General features: G+C 69.3%; 19 protein-coding genes. 8 read left to right on the forward strand and 11 right to left on the reverse strand.

All coding sequences use genetic code 11. The features are described 5' to 3' along the window. The first annotated feature begins 70 nt into the window (after positions 1-70). Positions 71-871 carry a DODA-type extradiol aromatic ring-opening family dioxygenase gene (locus AC3WOE_RS16720; RefSeq protein ID WP_492691969.1) on the forward strand — a complete coding sequence of 267 codons (801 nt, stop codon included), beginning with the start codon at positions 71-73 and terminating at the stop codon, positions 869-871. 5 nt (positions 872-876) lie between these two features. Here the strand turns inward: AC3WOE_RS16720 and AC3WOE_RS16725 are convergent, their stop codons facing one another. The 3 genes from AC3WOE_RS16725 to AC3WOE_RS16735 form a co-directional block, all read right to left on the reverse strand. Continuing rightward, positions 877-1,293: a hypothetical protein gene (locus tag AC3WOE_RS16725; RefSeq protein ID WP_492691971.1), complete on the reverse strand. Its 417-nt coding sequence runs from the start codon at positions 1,291-1,293 to the stop codon at positions 877-879. 117 nt (positions 1,294-1,410) lie between these two features. After that, positions 1,411-1,938 carry a hypothetical protein gene (locus AC3WOE_RS16730; protein WP_492691972.1) on the reverse strand — a complete coding sequence of 176 codons (528 nt, stop codon included), beginning with the start codon at positions 1,936-1,938 and terminating at the stop codon, positions 1,411-1,413. A gap of 12 nt (positions 1,939-1,950) precedes the next feature. Beyond that, positions 1,951-2,802 (reverse strand): hypothetical protein, encoded by an 852-nt coding sequence (locus tag AC3WOE_RS16735; RefSeq protein ID WP_492691973.1) that lies wholly within the window; start codon positions 2,800-2,802, stop codon positions 1,951-1,953. A gap of 300 nt (positions 2,803-3,102) precedes the next feature. Here AC3WOE_RS16735 and AC3WOE_RS16740 point away from each other — a divergent pair, with 300 nt between their 5' ends. From AC3WOE_RS16740 to AC3WOE_RS16750, 3 genes are read left to right on the forward strand one after another with little or no spacing between them, the layout of a single operon-like run. Beyond that, positions 3,103-3,516 carry a hypothetical protein gene (locus AC3WOE_RS16740; protein ID WP_492691974.1) on the forward strand — a complete coding sequence of 138 codons (414 nt, stop codon included), beginning with the start codon at positions 3,103-3,105 and terminating at the stop codon, positions 3,514-3,516. Continuing rightward, on the forward strand, positions 3,513-4,043 hold the full coding sequence (locus AC3WOE_RS16745; RefSeq protein WP_492691975.1) for a MerR family transcriptional regulator: 531 nt from the start codon (positions 3,513-3,515) through the stop codon (positions 4,041-4,043). The genes AC3WOE_RS16740 and AC3WOE_RS16745 overlap by 4 nt, the downstream gene beginning before the upstream one ends. A 31-nt stretch (positions 4,044-4,074) precedes the next feature. Continuing rightward, positions 4,075-4,749: a 2-keto-4-pentenoate hydratase gene (locus AC3WOE_RS16750; RefSeq protein ID WP_492691977.1), complete on the forward strand. Its 675-nt coding sequence runs from the start codon at positions 4,075-4,077 to the stop codon at positions 4,747-4,749. Here the strand turns inward: AC3WOE_RS16750 and AC3WOE_RS16755 are convergent. From AC3WOE_RS16755 to orn, 5 genes are all read right to left on the reverse strand, one after another. Next, a complete protein-coding gene (locus tag AC3WOE_RS16755; protein ID WP_492691979.1) occupies positions 4,727-5,323 on the reverse strand; it encodes a DUF1294 domain-containing protein in 597 nt (198 codons plus the stop codon). The two genes, AC3WOE_RS16750 and AC3WOE_RS16755, sit on opposite strands and share 23 nt — an antisense overlap. Positions 5,324-5,387: 64 nt before the next feature. Then, positions 5,388-7,055, reverse strand: a complete 1,668-nt coding sequence (locus tag AC3WOE_RS16760; protein WP_492691981.1) for a DEAD/DEAH box helicase — start codon at positions 7,053-7,055, stop codon at positions 5,388-5,390. 353 nt (positions 7,056-7,408) lie between these two features. Continuing rightward, the gene (locus AC3WOE_RS16765; protein ID WP_492691983.1) at positions 7,409-9,163 is read right to left on the reverse strand and encodes a chorismate-binding protein; all 1,755 of its coding nucleotides are present in this window, start codon (positions 9,161-9,163) and stop codon (positions 7,409-7,411) included. A gap of 11 nt (positions 9,164-9,174) precedes the next feature. Next, complete coding sequence (locus AC3WOE_RS16770) at positions 9,175-9,555, reverse strand: hypothetical protein (RefSeq protein ID WP_492691985.1); 381 nt, start codon at positions 9,553-9,555, stop codon at positions 9,175-9,177. Continuing rightward, positions 9,552-10,112 carry an oligoribonuclease gene (orn, locus tag AC3WOE_RS16775; protein ID WP_492691987.1) on the reverse strand — a complete coding sequence of 187 codons (561 nt, stop codon included), beginning with the start codon at positions 10,110-10,112 and terminating at the stop codon, positions 9,552-9,554. Before orn ends, AC3WOE_RS16770 begins: the two co-directional genes overlap by 4 nt. Positions 10,113-10,161: 49 nt before the next feature. On the opposite strand from orn, the gene AC3WOE_RS16780 reads away from it, so the two are divergent. The 4 genes from AC3WOE_RS16780 to AC3WOE_RS16795 are packed head-to-tail and all read left to right on the forward strand — an operon-like array spanning position 10,162 to position 13,353. After that, positions 10,162-11,433 (forward strand): M48 family metallopeptidase, encoded by a 1,272-nt coding sequence (locus AC3WOE_RS16780; protein ID WP_492691988.1) that lies wholly within the window; start codon positions 10,162-10,164, stop codon positions 11,431-11,433. Continuing rightward, on the forward strand, positions 11,430-11,765 hold the full coding sequence (locus AC3WOE_RS16785) for a 4a-hydroxytetrahydrobiopterin dehydratase (RefSeq protein WP_492691990.1): 336 nt from the start codon (positions 11,430-11,432) through the stop codon (positions 11,763-11,765). Before AC3WOE_RS16780 ends, AC3WOE_RS16785 begins: the two co-directional genes overlap by 4 nt. Beyond that, complete coding sequence (gene rsgA / locus AC3WOE_RS16790) at positions 11,762-12,664, forward strand: ribosome small subunit-dependent GTPase A (RefSeq protein WP_492691991.1); 903 nt, start codon at positions 11,762-11,764, stop codon at positions 12,662-12,664. The genes AC3WOE_RS16785 and rsgA overlap by 4 nt, the downstream gene beginning before the upstream one ends. After that, a complete protein-coding gene (locus AC3WOE_RS16795) occupies positions 12,661-13,353 on the forward strand; it encodes a DUF3047 domain-containing protein (protein WP_492691993.1) in 693 nt (230 codons plus the stop codon). The genes rsgA and AC3WOE_RS16795 overlap by 4 nt, the downstream gene beginning before the upstream one ends. A gap of 1 nt (position 13,354) precedes the next feature. Here the strand turns inward: AC3WOE_RS16795 and AC3WOE_RS16800 are convergent, their stop codons facing one another. The 3 genes from AC3WOE_RS16800 to AC3WOE_RS16810 all read right to left on the reverse strand — a co-directional run bounded on the left by AC3WOE_RS16800 (position 13,355) and on the right by AC3WOE_RS16810 (position 15,384). Next, positions 13,355-13,615, reverse strand: coding sequence for a hypothetical protein (locus tag AC3WOE_RS16800; protein ID WP_492691995.1), 261 nt, complete (start codon positions 13,613-13,615; stop codon positions 13,355-13,357). An 84-nt stretch (positions 13,616-13,699) separates the two neighbouring features. Next, complete coding sequence (locus AC3WOE_RS16805) at positions 13,700-14,428, reverse strand: SDR family oxidoreductase (protein WP_492691996.1); 729 nt, start codon at positions 14,426-14,428, stop codon at positions 13,700-13,702. Next, positions 14,428-15,384, reverse strand: coding sequence for a CsgG/HfaB family protein (locus tag AC3WOE_RS16810; protein ID WP_492691998.1), 957 nt, complete (start codon positions 15,382-15,384; stop codon positions 14,428-14,430). Before AC3WOE_RS16810 ends, AC3WOE_RS16805 begins: the two co-directional genes overlap by 1 nt. Between the last annotated feature and the right edge of the window lie 6 nt (positions 15,385-15,390).

Genomic DNA, 15,390 nt, shown 5'->3' on the forward strand with positions numbered 1-15,390 from the left:
CGAGTTTTGCGAATGCCGGCGTCAAGCCGGCTGAAACCAGGCCCGCGCCAGCGGGCCTAGTCTTGTGGACATGCAAAACCATCGCCTGCCCACCTTCTTCCTGTCCCACGGCGGCGGCCCCTGGCCGTATATGGACGGCGACTACCGCCGCGCCCACGCCCAGCTGGAAGCCTCGCTGCAAGCCCTGCCGGCCACGCTGCCGGCCAAGCCCAAAGCCATCCTGATGCTGTCGGCGCACTGGGAGGAATCGGCCTTCACGGTCATGACCTCGCCCGCGCCGGGCATGCTCTACGACTACGGCGGCTTCCCGGCCCACACCTACCAGGTGGTCTACCCGGCCAAGGGTGACCCGGTGCTGGCGGAACGCGTCGTGGCGCTGATCCAGGCGGCCGGTCTGCCCACCGCCAGGGACGACAAGCGCGGCTTCGACCACGGCGCCTTCTGCACGCTGGCGCCGATGTATCCGGATGCCGACATCCCCGTCGTGCAGCTGTCGCTCAAGCGCGGCCTGGACCCGGCCGAGCACCTGGCCCTGGGCCGGGCGCTGGCACCGCTGCGCGACGAGGGCGTCCTCATCCTCGGCAGCGGCTTCAGCTTCCACAATCTGCGCCTCTACGGGGAGGCCGGCCGCCAGCCCTCCGTCGCCTTCGACGCCTGGCTGCAGGACGCCCTGCCTTCGCCGAACGGGCGTGACGAGCGCCTGCAGGCCTGGGCCCAGGCACCGGCCGCCCGGCTGGCGCATCCGCGCGAGGAGCATCTGCTGCCGCTGATGGTGGCTGCAGGTGCGGCCGAGGGCGACGCGGCCACCTGCAACTATCACGAGACAGAATTCCTGGGTGGCGTGACGGCGTCGAGCTTCCGGTTCGGCTGAGCGCGCTAGCGCTCGGGCAGGCGGTAGAGCACATCCGGCTCCGGCGAGATCGGCAGCTCGCCCGACGGCAGGGTGACCACCCGCCGCCGCGGGGCCGACGCCGCGCCTGCGGGCGGCAACTCGTCGGTGCGCACGAGGACGACGTTCCCGCCGACGCCGGCACGCTGGGCCAGCCGCTCCGCCGGCACGGGCGCACTCCTGGGCGGCGTGATGGCACTGGCTGGCGCTAGACCCGTCGCACTGGCAAGGCTGGACTTCGCTACCGGCGCGCTGGCGGCCGGCGCCGGCATGCCGGGCACGGGCAACACCACGTCGGTTCGCTCCAGCATCAGGCCGCCTTGGGGCAGTTGGACCGGCCGCACCGGCGCCGCGGGCGACCGCGGCGCGTCCAGCGGGCCGGCGCTACCCGGCAGTGTGGCCACCTGCTGCGCCCATGCGGCGCCGCAGGCCAGCACGCCTGCCAGACAGGCCGCCCACAATCGCCAGGCTGGCGGCGGGTGGCTTCGCGGAAGAGGGTTCGCGTTCATGCCGGCCCCGCTTCAGGGAACGATCGTATGGCCGGTGATCGTGGCGAAGCAGGAAGCCCCCACGCTCGCCGCCGTGTGGAACACGTTCAGCGAAATCGCCGTCCCGCCCCCGGCGGTGAATGGATCCCAGTCGCTGTAGGCCTTCAGTTGCGTCGCGCCCTGGTAGACGTTGCCGCCGAACGGCGACGGCCCACGGAACGCCAGCGGCGTGAGCGCCAGCGACACACCGCTCGTCGACGAGGCCGACAGAATCTTGCGCACGCCGAGAAAGGCCTGAGGAAAGCTGTCGCCGCCTGCCGTGCTGGTGCAGGAAATCGACACATACTCGATCACGTAGCGCTTGCCGGTCGGCGTCGGGAAGTTCCCGAAGCCATTCACGAAGGGCGGGTCCAGCGTGAAGGACACGCTCTCTTGGTAGGGCGCGCGGTCGGGGTTGTCGACGTCGCGCATCGGCGTCGAATACTGGGCAGCGGCAGGGCCGGCGCAGGCGGCCAACAGCAGCAGCGATAACCTCGCCAAGAAGGCTTGGGCAGCGGACATGGCTTCTCCTCTTCAAATGGAGTTGGCGCGCCGCTTGGCCCGGCGCAGGCAGACGAGTCCCAGGGCAAGCACGGCCAAGGCCGGTGTCGCGGGCTCGGGCAAGGGTTGCGTGACGACGCCACCCGGAACGATGGCGAGGCCCGCATTCATGAAGCCCTGGCCGAAGGGGCCGCCGAGCGCCGTGAGGTCGGTGCCGGCGCCGCCGGCCGTGAACGAGAACAGCGTCGAGGTGCCGAAGCCGTCGTTGCCGATCACATAGAACAGGTCGCTCACGCCGTCGTAGGCCAGGCCGCCGTTGAAGCCCAGGCTGCCATCGCCGAGCGACAGCAGCAGCGACGCCGTGGCGGCGAGGGGGTCGATGGCATAGACGTCGCGCTGCACGCCGAACGAATCGCCCGCCACGGCGTAGAGCTTTTTGCCGGCCCAGGCCAAGCCGCCGTAGAAGCCGCTGCCGATGGTCCCGAGCGACGTCGCGACGCCAGCCGAAGAGATGGCATACAGCGTGGCACCGCCGAAGGTGTCGTCGGCGATGGCATAGAGCTGGCCCGTCGACGGATCCTCGGCCAGGCCGCCGTAGAAGCCCTGACCCAGGCCGCCGCCCACCACGGTCAGCCCGCCGCCGGCGGCGGTGAAGCTGTAGAGCTGGGAGTTGCCGGCCGAGTCGTTGGCGATACCGAACAGCCGGGCGCTGCCGGCGTCGTACACCAGCCCGCCGTTGAATGCCAGGCTGCCGTTGCCGAGCTCGGCGATCGGCGCCGTCGGGGAGACGCCGCTCAAGCTGCGCGGCACGAAGCTGGCATCGGGCCCGACCGCCACCAACGCGGCCAGCGCGGGCACCGGCAACAGCATGGCGACGCTTGCCAAGATCCCGCCCAACCAATGCCAGGCGCTTCGCCGCAACGCATCCGTGCAAAGCCGAATGCCGGCGGGAATCCATCGAGCCAAAGTCGTCATCCGTGCCCTCCCGGCTGCCAACGGCACCCAGTATTCGCCTGCCGGCGCCAGCGCGCCTCCTCAAGGCTACCGACGCGCCCCGCCCCGAGCGGGGGTTTTGAGACGACTTCCGGGGACACGCCATCCCGCGTCGAGTCCTCACTCCGGCTGCGCTTGACCTGACGGCTGCCGTCACCCTGAAGCTCATGGCTTTTCCCGCGTAGACAAGCCATGAGCAACCTCGAACCCGACGACGACACTTTTCTGGCAAGCATCACTCGCCGCACCCTGCCTGCGGTCGACTTCGATCATCGGCAACACCTGCGGCTGGCCTGGCTGCATCTGCGGCGTGCGCCGCTGGATGCGGCCATCGCCCAGACCTGCGAGGACATCGCCCACTTCGCCGCCCATCACGGTGCTGACGGCAAGTTCCATCGCACGGTGACCGAGGCCCTGCTGCGGCTGATGGTCAAAGGCGGCGCGGCCGAGCCGGACCTGGATTGGACTGGTTTCCAGCAGCGCAACGCCGCCCTGCTGACCGACGCGCGCAGCCTGCTGGCCCGCCACTATTCGCCGACACTGCTGGCCAGCCCCGAGGCGCGACTTCGCTTCGTCCAACCTGACCTTCTGCCCCTGCCCGCATGAGCCCGCCGCTGACCCTCGGTCGCCTGGCCCGCACCACCGGCCTGGCGCGTTCCTCCCTGCTGCACTACGAGGCGCTGGGGCTGCTGGTCCCTCTGGCACGCAGCGACGCGGGCTATCGGCTCTATGGCGAGCCCGAGGTGCGGCAGTTGCAGCTCATTCGCCGCTACCGCGAAGCCGGACTGTCGCTCGAGGCCATCCAGCAGCTGCTGTCGCGGCCTCAGGTCGACGGCCCGGCCGCCTTGCTGGAGCAGCGCCTGCTGGCCCTCAGCGACGAGGTTCAGCGCCTGCGCGAGCAGCAGCAGGAGCTGGCCCGCCTGCTCGCCATGCCCGAGTTCCACGCGCTGCGCCGCGCCCGCGGCAAGGCCGACTGGGTCGCCCTGCTGCGCCAGGCCGGCTTCAGCGACGACGACATGCGCCGCTGGCACGCCGGTTTCGAGGCGACGGCGCCTGAACAGCACCAGGCCTTCCTGAAGTCGCTGGGCCTGTCGCCCGCCGAAGTGGCCGCGATTCGTCAAGCGGCTGCGTGATTCGGCTCGCGGCGTCCGCGACACTGCGGGCATGAAAACCCAGCTGATCGAAGCCCTCGCCGCCTGCCACCGCAACGGCACCCGCCTGACGGCCGCCGACTGGCTGGACGCAGTGCGCGATGAGGCCGACGCCTATGCCGTGCAGGACGGCGTCGCCCAGGCCCTGGGCTGGCGCTTCGACCGCTGGAAGTCCGGTGGCGCCGGCCCGCAGGGGCCGTTCAGCCATTCACCGGTGAACCCGACCGCGGGCAAGGCGCTGTTGGGCGTCGAGGCAGAAGTGGCGCTGCGAGTCGATGCGAACGGCGCCCCCGAAGCCATGTGCATCGCCGTCGAACTGGTCGCCTCGCGCTGGGAAGAAGGGCTGGACGCGCCGGCCCTGCTGCGCATGGCCGATCACCAATCAAACTCTGGCCTGCTGCTCGGCCCCTGGCAGCCCTATCGCGCGCTCGACTGGGCCCAGCTCGAATGGCGGCTGAAGCTCGAGGGCCAGCCCGATATCGTCCGCCGCGGCGGCCACTCGCTGGCCAACCCGGCGGGCGTGCTGCCGGCCTGGCTCCAGCATGCGATGCGAAACGGCGCCAAGGTCGCTGCAGGCACCGTCGTGACGACGGGTGCCTGGGGCGGCCTGCACGCCTTGAGCGGCCCGGCCCGCGGCAGCCTGGCCATCGAGGGCCTGGGCAAGTTCAGTTTTTCAGCAGCGGCGTGAAGAGGGCGACGAAGGCCGCGACGTTGACGACCACCGTCAGCCAGTAGACGCGCCGGAAGGCCGGCTTGACGTTCTTGTGGCGCAGCAGCTGCTGGGCCAGCAAGGCGCCCGGCCAGCCGCAGGCCAGGGACAGGCCGTGCAGCGTGTTCTCGCCCACTCGCCAGTCGCCGCGCCGGGCGGCACGCTTGTCCAGCGCGTAGACGATGAAGGTCGCCATGCTCATCCCGGTGTAGACGCCCCACAGCCAGTTGGGCAGGCCCCAGACCAGGTGGCAGGCCAGCACCAGGCCGGCGAAGGCGGGCACCAGCAGCAACACGCGGCCGCGGTCTTTCTGCGGTGCGGGCGGCGGTGGCGCCATGAGGGCCCGCACGGCCAGCGCCCGCGGCTTGCCCTGGGCATCGCGGCCGGGCTCGAAGCTAAGACGCTCGCCCACGACCGGCCGCTGCGCACGCGCGGCGAAGGCCTTGATATGCACGAAGAGGCGGGCCGCGCCGCCGTCGGGCGCGATGAAGCCATAGCCCTTGGCGTCGTCCCATTGGACGAGGGTGCCGGTCTGTCGGTCGCTGGAACTCATTGCAAAGAAAAAGGGCCCGCAAGCGGGCCCTCATCATCGCCGGGCGGCGGTTGCCGCCAAAGCATCAGCGGCCGAAGCCACCCTTGCGCGGGCCGCTCGGCGGACGGCGGTCGCCGAAGGCCGGCTTGGCGCCGAAGCTGGGCTTGCCGCCCGGCTGGAAGGAGCGCTGCTCGCCGCGCGGTGCGAAACCACGATCTTCGCGCGGCTGGAAGCTGCGCTCTTCACGCGGTTGGAAACCACGGTCTTCACGGGGCGCAAAGCCGCGGTCTTCACGCGGTTGGAAGCCGCGCTCGTCGCGCTGCTGGAAGCCACGATCGTCGCCACGCGGCGCAAAGCCACGCTGGTCACCACGCGGCGCGAAGCCACGGTCGTCACGGGGCGCAAAGCCGCGGTCCTGGCCATGGTGGCCGTGGCCGAAAGGCTTGCCGCCGCCATGGAAGGGGCGGCCGCCCTCTTCACGACGGAAAGGCTTGTTGCCGAAGCCGGGACGGCCACCACCGAAATTGCCACGCGGGCCACGGTCGTCGAAGGAACCGGCCGGACGCGGCGGGAAGATGCGCGGCTCTTGCGTCTTGGGCTCGAGACCGGCGATGTGCTGGACCGGAATCGTCTGCGTCGTGAACTGCTGGATGCGGCGGATCATGGACACGTCGTCGCGCAGGCCCAGCGTGATGGCCAGGCCCTGGCGGCCGGCGCGGCCGGTGCGGCCGATGCGGTGCACATAGTCCTCGGCCTTCATCGGCAGGCCGTAGTTGATGACGTGGCTGATGGTGGGCACGTCGATGCCGCGGGCGGCGACGTCGGTGGCGACCAGCACCTTCAGGTCACCACGGCGCAGGCCCATCAGCACGCGGTTGCGCTTGCCCTGGGGCATGGCACCGTGCAGCGGGGCGACAGCGTGGCCGATCTCGGCCAGGCGCTCGGCCAACCAGTCGGCGTCGCGCTGGGTGCTGGTGAAGACGACGGCCTGATCCAGCTCGGGCTGGGCCAGGATGGCTTCCAGCAGCTGGTCCTTGTGGTGGGGGTTGTCGGCCCAGTGCAGGCGCTGCTCGATGTTCTCGTGCGTGTCGGTGTGCGACGCGACCTCGATGCGCTGCGGGTCCTTCAGGAGTTGCTGGGCCAGGCGGCCGACATGGCCGGCGAAGGTGGCGCTGAACATCACCGTCTGCTTGGTGTCGGGCGTGTGGCTGGTCACGACGTTGATGTCGTCGATGAAGCCCATGTCCAGCATGCGGTCGGCTTCGTCCAGGACGAGCATCTCGACGTTGTTCAGCACGCACTTGCCGCTGGCCAGGTGGTCCAGCAGGCGGCCGGGTGTGGCGATCAGGATGTCCAGGGGGCCGGTCAGCTGGCGGATCTGCAGCGGATAGGGCATGCCGCCCAGCACCGTCGCGACCTTCAGGCCGGGGATGTGGCGGCCATAGGTCTGGGCGGCCTTGCTGACCTGCATGGCCAGTTCGCGGGTGGGGGCCAGCACGAGGACGCGCGGGCCGTAGATGACGCCCTTTTCACGGCGCTTGGTGTTGTCGCCGCGGGCGGCCAGGATCTTTTCCAGCGCCGGCAGGATGAAGGCGGCGGTCTTGCCCGAGCCGGTGCGCGAGGAGACCATCAGGTCCTTGTTCGCGATGGCCATGGGAATGGCTTGGGCCTGCACGTCGGTGGCGTTCTCGTAGCCGGAATCCTTGACGGCTTGCAGCACGGCGGGGCTCAGGCCCAGGGTCTCGAAACTCATTACTTCGTTCTTTCGTTCATTCACACCGCACAGGCAAACGCGCGGCGCCGAGGGGCATCACAAGGCCCTTCGGAATCACATAAGTCGCTGGGAGATAGATCAGCTCGCGTCGTGCGGCTCGGGCTTGTTACAGCAGCCCGGGTGCGGCGCGGGGGAACAGTCAGTCAAAGCGACGGCTTCATCGCCGCCGACCGATCCGTGTTCGGAGTTTGATGCGAATGATCAAACGAGGTCAGAGGAGACGTGGAACACCTGGAGCGGACCCCAGGCGAAGCTGCGACTGTAGCATGGATAAGGGTTTTTACCCAACCCTCCCCAGAGCCGGGGGTGTGCGATAGCGCACGCTCGCCGCGCTACATCAACCGGGCGGGCAGCCAGCCCCGCAGACTGTTGAAGAAGGCCAGGCCTTCGGCGCGTCCCAGGTCTTCGCGGGTCAGCCGGACTTCCTTGATGCGCCCCTGGGCCAGCAGTTCGGCGCGCAGCACGCCGGGCAGCAGGCCGGCGGCCAGTGGCGGTGTCAACCATTGGCCGTCAATCTGCAGGGCCAGGTTGCCGAAGCTGCATTCGGTCAGCTCGCCGGACTCGTTCCACAGGATGAGGTCGAAGGCCTCAGCGGGCTTGTCGAAGGCATAGAGCTCGCGGCGCGTGGTCTTGTGGGCCAGATATTCGGCGCGAGGGCCCAGCGTCGGCATCGCGTGATCGGCCAGCGCCAGGCGAACGGGCTCGGGTGTGGGCGCGAAGGGGGCCAGCGTGTGGGTAAGACGGCCCTCGGCATCGCAGGTCAGGCGCAGCCGCCAGCGGCCGGCCGGCTGCGCCGCCGCAACGGCCTTCAAATGAGCTCGCGCTTCAGCGAGTGAGAAGCGCAGGCCGAAGTGACGCGCCGTGCGCTGCATGCGGGCCAGATGGGCTTCGCCGCGCAGGGCGACGCCCTCCTCCAGCCGCAGCGTCTCCAGCGCTTCGACCGGCGCCTCGGCCCGCGCGAGAAAGCGCGACTTGGCCCGCCACTCGGCGATCTCGGCGGCGGGTTCGCTGTCCAGCGTGATGGCGCTGCCGATGCCGCAGCCCAGCCGTCCCTGGCTGAACTCGACGGTGCGGATGGGCACATTGAAGGTGGCGACACCGCCGGGCTGGATCAGCCCCAGAGCGCCGCAATACCAGCCACGCGCGGTCGACTCCAGCTCGCGAATGATCTGCATGGCGCGGATCTTGGGGGCGCCGGTCACCGAACCGCAGGGGAAGAGCGCGGCAAAGGCATCGGCCAGCGCCAGGCCGCTGCGGCTGACCACCGTGACGGTGGACGTCATCTGCCAGACCGTCGGCAGCGCATGCAGCTCGAACAGCCGCGGCACACGGACCGTACCGAGCTGGGCGACGCGGCTGAGGTCGTTGCGCAGCAGGTCCACGATCATCAGGTTCTCGGCGCGCTCCTTCTCGCTGGTGCGCAGATGCTGTTGAGCGGCCTCGTCGTCGACACGGTCACGCCCCCGCGGCGCCGTGCCCTTCATGGGCTGGGCGGCCAGCAGCCAGCTGGCCTTGGCGCCGGGCACGGGGCGCCAGTCGAAGAAGAGTTCCGGCGACACGCTGGCCGCGCCGGCCTCGCGCAGGAAAAGGCTGAATCCGCCGGGCTGGCTGGCATGCAGGGCGAGGAAGACCTGCTCGGCATCAAGCGCCGCGGCGGTGGCGCGCAGCCGCGTCGTGAGGTTGATCTGGTAGCAGTCGCCCGCGCGGATGTAGTCGCGGATACGCTCGATGGCGGCCGTCGCGTCGGGCTCGGTGTCCTGCCAGCCCAGCAGGCCGGTGTAGGCCGGCGGCAGCTCGGGCCAGGGATCGGGCGCGGTGTCGTAGACGGCGAACTCGGCCAGCGGCGCGGCGGCCGCATGGGTGGCCAGGGCCTTGTCGAAGGCGGCGGCCGCCTCGTAGCGCAAGCCACCCAGCACCCAGGCGCCCGCCCGCGCGGCGGTTTCGGCCTGGGCGATGACGGCCCGGACCTCGTCCAGCCGCCCTGCCCTCAGCCAGCGCGCCGGCGGATTGCTCCAGCAGCCACGCACGCGCTCGCCGTCCTCGCGAGCCAGCGGATGGCGGGGAAAGTCGAAGGCGGCGTGCAGCACGCGGCGCCGGTTCAGAAAGCCGTCAGCGCGGACAGCGGCTCGCAGGCCTTGTCGTCGCCCACGTCGGGCCTGAAGCACAGCCCATAGGCCTGGCCCTTGAACACACGATCCACCGTGCTGCCGGCCGGCACGCCTATCCACTCGACATGCAGGTCCGCCTCGGCCGCTTCGGCGCGCGGGGCATCCACGACGCGCACGCCGCAGCGGCCGGTCATGGACTTCACGCAGCGCAGGCTGAGCTTGTGGTCGACCAGCGTGTAGGACAGCTCCCAGTCGCGCCGCGTGTCGGCACTGCGCACGATCTTCTGCACCAGGCGGGGTGCGCTGGCTGCCGGTTCGGCGGCCTGGCTGGCGCTGACCAGCAGCAGGGCGAGAAGCAGCAGCGCCTTCATGCCAGGTTCAGGAAGTGGGTGCGGTAGTGGACGAGTTCGTCGATGGACTCGTGGATGTCGGCCAGGGCGGTGTGGGCCTGGGCCTTCTTGAAGCCTTCCAGCGCGGCGGGCTTCCAGCGCTTGGCCAGTTCCTTCAGCGTGGACACGTCGAGGTTGCGGTAGTGAAAGAAGCTCTCCAGCTCCGGCATGTAGTTGGCGAGGAAACGGCGGTCCTGGCAGATGCTGTTGCCGCACATCGGGCTCTTGCCCTTGCCGATGTATTGCTTCAGGAAGGCGATGGTCTGGGCCGAGGCCTCGGCCTCGCTGATGGTCGAGGCCTTGACGCGGTCGATGAGGCCGCTCCTGCCGTGGGTACCCTTGTTCCAGGCATCCATCTTGTCCAGGGTCTCGTCGGTCTGGTGCACGGCAAAGACCGGGCCTTCGACGCGGTTCTCGAGATTGGCATCGGTGACGACGACGGCGATCTCGATGATGCGGTCGGTGTCGGGATACAGACCCGTCATCTCGAGGTCGATCCAGATCAGGTTGTTGTCGCTGGGGGCAAGGGTGTCGGACATGGTGGGCTCACTCGGGGGATGGTGAATTCTCGCAGCCTAAAATTTGTGAATGTCTCCCCTGCTGTTGTCCCTCGCGTTTGCGGTCGCCCTGGCGGCCTCGACGCTCGTCAAGTTCTGGCTGTCGTCGCGCCAGATCCGCCATGTCGCCGCCCACCGCGGCCAGGTGCCGGCGGCCTTCGAAGCCAGCGTCACGCTGGCCGCCCACCAGAAGGCAGCCGACTACACCGTCGCCCGCAGCCGCTTCGGCCTGCTGGCCCTGGCCTTCAATGCCGCCGTTCTGCTGGGCTGGACGCTGCTGGGCGGCCTGGGTGCGCTGAACACCTGGGTGCTGTCCGCCAGCGCCGCCCTGCCCGAGGCCTGGCAGCCCATGGGCTACCAGCTCGGCCTGATGGCCGTCTTCGTGCTGATCGGCTCCCTGCTGGACCTGCCCTGGGAGCTGTGGTCGACCTTCAAGATCGAGCAGGCCTTCGGCTTCAACCGCACGACGCTGAAGCTCTTCTTCGTCGACATGGCCAAGGGCTTGGGTGTAGGCGCCCTGCTGGGCCTGCCCATCGTCGCGCTGATCCTGTGGCTGATGGGTGCCATGGGCCCGCGATGGTGGCTGTGGGCCTGGGGCGCCTGGATGGGCTTCAACCTGCTGGTCATGGTCATCTACCCGACCGTCATCGCGCCGCTGTTCAACAAGTTCGAGCCGCTGACCGACGTGGCGCTGAAGGAGCGCGTCGAGCGGCTGATGACGCGCTGCGGCTTCGCCGCCAAAGGGCTCTTCGTCATGGACGGCAGCCGCCGCTCGGCCCACGGCAATGCGTATTTCAGCGGCTTCGGCCCGGCCAAGCGCGTCGTCTTCTTCGACACCCTGCTGAACAAGCTCGACGGCGGCGAGGTGGAGGCCGTGCTGGCCCATGAGCTGGGCCATTTCAAGCACAGGCACATCACCAAGCGCATCGCCCTGATGTTCGCCATGAGCCTGGCCGGCTTCGCCCTGCTCGGCTGGCTGATGCAGCAACCGGCCTTCTACCTGGGCCTGGGCGCACAGCCCAATCTCGGCGCGCCCAATGACGCGCTGGCGCTGATCCTCTTCCTGCTGGCCGGCCCGGTGTTCGGCTTCTTCGTCACGCCGCTGGCCAGCCATTTCTCGCGCCGCGACGAGTTCCAGGCCGACGCCTATGCCCGCGCCCAGGCCAGTGGTGTCGATCTGTCATCGGCCTTGCTGAAACTGCACGAGGACAATGCCGGCACGCTGACGCCCGACCCGGTCTACGCCCGCTTCTACTACTCCCACCCACCCGCTGCCGAACGGCTCGCAGCGCTCGCCTCATGAACGATCTGCTGCTCGCCCAATGTGACCCCAAGGCCCCGCTGATGGACGCCGACACGCGCGGCCGCGTGCTGGCTGCCCTGCCCGGCTGGCAAGCCGACGCCGAGAACAAGGTCATAGGCCGCCGCTTCGGCTTCGCGAACTTCTATCAGACCATGGCCTTCGTCGACGCGGTCGCCGAGATCGCGCATGCCCAGGACCACCATCCCGAGATGCTGGTCGGCTATGACGCCTGCACCGTCAGCTTCTCGACGCATTCGCGTGGCGGGCTGACGCTGAACGACGCCATCTGCGCAGCACAAGTGAGCGCCCTGTCCGAAGCGTCCGCTGCATGAGCAAATTCCAGGCGCTGGACCTGGGACTTGTCGTGCGCGGCCATGGCCGCCACTACATCGTCGAGGACGCTGACGGCAAGCGCCTCGTCTGCCACCCGCGCGGCAAGAAGAGCGACGCCGTCGTCGGCGACCAGGTGCGCTTTGCCGAAACCGGCGACGAAGGCGTCATCGAGGCCGTCGAGCCGCGGCGCAATCTGCTGTTCCGCCAGGACGAGTGGAAGACCAAGAGCTTTGCCGCCAACCTCGACCAGCTGCTGGTGCTGGTGGCCGTCGAGCCCGTCTTCAGCGAGAGCCAGCTCGCGCGCTCGCTGATCGCTGCCGAGTCCGCCGGCATCCGCATGGCCATCGCGCTGAACAAGACCGATCTGCCCGGCACCGATTCGGCCCGCGAGCGCCTGGCGCCCTACCGCGCCATGGGCCTGAAGATGTTCGAGGTGGCGCTGAAGGCCGACCGCGAGGGTTCGCGCGCGACGCTGGACCCGTGGCTGGCGGATCAGCGCAGCTTCGTGCTCGGCCCCAGCGGCACGGGCAAGAGCACGCTGATCAATCTGCTGGTGAAGGATGCCCAGGCCCAGGTCGGCGAGATCTCCCAGGCCCTGAACTCCGGCCGCCACACGACGACCACCACGCAATGGTACTGGACCGACGAGACCCGCACGACGGCGCTGATCGACTCGCCCGGCTTCCAGGAGTTCGGCCTGCGCCAGATCGCCGCCGCCGACCTCTGGCGCTTCATGCCCGATCTGCGCGAGCACGCCGACTGCCGCTTCGCCAACTGTTCACATATTCACGAACCCGGCTGCGGCGTGCGCGCGGCGGTCGACGCGGGCTTGATCAGCGCGAGCCGATACCGAATCTACGGCGAGATCCTCGAAGAGCTGCAACGCAAGACCTGGTGAAGACCGCCTTCTCGACATTTTTGGCCCTGTGCGCCCTGGCCCTGCTGGCCGGCTGCGCCTCCGCTCCAGTAAGCCCGCCGCCCGCCGCCGAAGGCTGGCAGGCGCTGGCCCTGCCGGGCAAGAAGCCGACCCTCTATCACTGGACCGAGAAGGACGGCCGCCAGGCCCTGGAAGCGTCATCGGAGCGCTCGGCCAGCATCTGGCGCAAGCGCCTGGACCCGGCCCTCGTCAACATCGGCGAGGTCAGCTTTTCCTGGTGGACGCAGGGCCTCATCGCCGGCGCCAACGTGGCCGACATCGACCATGAGGACGCCGTCGCCCGCGTCATCTTCGGCTTCGCCGGCGACGTCGACAAACTGCCGCTGCGCACGCGCATGAAGTTCGAGCTGGCCCAGGCCCTGACCGGCGAGGCGCCGCCCTATGCGACGCTGATGTATGTCTGGGACAGCAAGCTGCCCGTCGGCACCGTCGTCATCAACCCGCGCAGCGACCGCATCCGCAAGATCGTCGTCGACTCCGGTCCGGCCGAACTGCGCCGCTGGCGCGACCACCGCCGCAACCTGGCCGATGACTTCCGCCTGGCCTTCGGCGAAGCGCCGGGCGCGCTGACCTCCATGGCGGTCATGACCGACAGCGACAACAACCGCTCATCCGCTCACACCTGGTACGGCCCGGTGGAACTGAAGTAGTTCAGCCCTGGCGCGGCGGCGGAAGCGGCGTCGCGTCATGCACTTCCCGCACTTCGACGTCCACCACATCGCCCGCCGGTTCGCGACGCTGGGCCCAGGGGTTCTTGTTGACGCGGAACTGCAGATTGGGCCTGCGGCCGGTCAGCAGGCTGAACACCAGGAAGACCACGAAGCCCAGCACGGCGATCAGGAAGAGGCCCAGGCCGATGAGGGCACCGGCGGCAATGATCAGCAGGCGAAGAAGCGAACGGAACAGCGACATGCGTCTATTCTGAACCCTGCCGAAATTGCCGGGCTGTGACGATGGTCACCCATGGCGCATGCCGCGCCTGAGGGTCCCTCAGCCTCAACCGCGCCCGACAAACGGCATGGTCGTCGCCATGACCGTCATGCTCTGCACATTGGCCGACAGCGGCAGGCCGGCCATGTAGACGACGGCGCGCGCCACGTCCTCGACGTCCATGCGCGGCTCCACGGCCATGCTGCCGTTGGCCTGAGGCACGCCGCGCGTCATCTTCTCGGTCATGTCGGTGGCGGCATTGCCGATGTCGATCTGGCCGCAGGCGATGTCGAAGGCCCGGCCATCGAGGCTCAGGGCCTTGGTCAGGCCCGTGATGGCGTGCTTGGTGGACGTGTAGGGCGCCGAGAAGGGCCGCGGCGCATAGGCCGAGATGGAGCCGTTGTTGATGATGCGGCCACCGCGCGGCGACTGCGACTTCATCAGCGCGAAGGCGGCGCGGGCGCAGAGGAAGCTGCCGGTCAGGTTGGTGTCGACCACGGCGCGCCATTGCGCCACCGACAGCTCGTCGATGGGCACGGGCGGCGCGCCGATGCCGGCGTTGTTGAAGAGCAGGTCGAGCCGGCCATGGCTTTCGCGCAGCCTGGCAAAGGCGGCGTCGACCTGGGCTTCGTCACAGACGTCGGTGGGCAGCACCAGGGCGTCGGCCAGGGTCTCGCGCAGCGTTTCCTCGCGGCGACCCATCAGGGCCAGTGTCCAGCCCTCGGCGGCCAGGGCGCGGGCGACGGCCCGGCCGATGCCGGAGCCGGCGCCGGTGACGAGGGCGACCTTGGCCATCAGCGACCCGAAGGCGAGACCAGGCTGCGCTGCACCCAGCCGCTGAAGTTGGCGGCGTCGACCTTGACGAAGCCGTCCTTGACCTCGCCGGTGGCGACCAGCTCGTCGCTGCGGTTCAGCGTGGCGACGACCTTGGCGTCGCGCGACGGCGCGGCATAGGCCTTCACATTGGAGATCTTGGCGATCAGCATCTGGCCCGCCGGGATGGGCGCGCCGGCCTGGGTGGATGCGCCGGCATTGGCGTCGCCCGCGGCGCTGCTGGTGCGGATCAGGCTTTGCTGGTCGCGGATGGTCAGCACGATCTTGTTGTAGTTGTCGAGCAGGCTGGCGGCGATCAGCTTGCCTTCGGGCGTGCTGGTGTAGCCGCCCGCGGCGCCGACCAGGCCGCCGCCATAGCCCCAGCCACCGATGGAGAAGTCGGTCTTGGTGGCCTTGCCTTCGGCGGCGGCGACCTGGATGCTGGAGCGCACGTCGGCGAGCAGCAGGCTGGTGGTGGCTTCCTTGAACTTCAGGCCACCGGCGATGGAGCTGATGGCGCCCAGCTTGCCGCCGAGCAGGCCGCCCAAGGCGCCGCCGACGCCGCCGGTGTTGCTGGCAGGGATCAACACATTGGGCGTCATGACGAAGTCGGCGGCCTGCATCTGGCCCTTGCCGATATTGGATTCCTGGCGCATCTCGCCAGCCGCCGCCAGGTTGCGCTCCTGCTGGATGTTCTGCATGGCCTGGCCGCGTTCGACGACGTCGAAGCAGCCCGATTGCTGCACCATCATGCGCAACAGCGCCGCGGGCGAGCCCAGGCCGTAGTGCGACAGGTGGTTCCAGCCGTTCTGCGGCTCTGCCACGGCCAGCACGCCAAGCTTCTTGGGGCACTTCTCGACGTTGGAGCCCGCCTCCTGGGCCTGGGCGGCCACGGCGGCCAGGGCCAGCACGGCCATGCTGAGAGTCTTGTTGTTCATGATGAA

The organism is Roseateles sp. FW305-36, assembly GCF_058787015.1.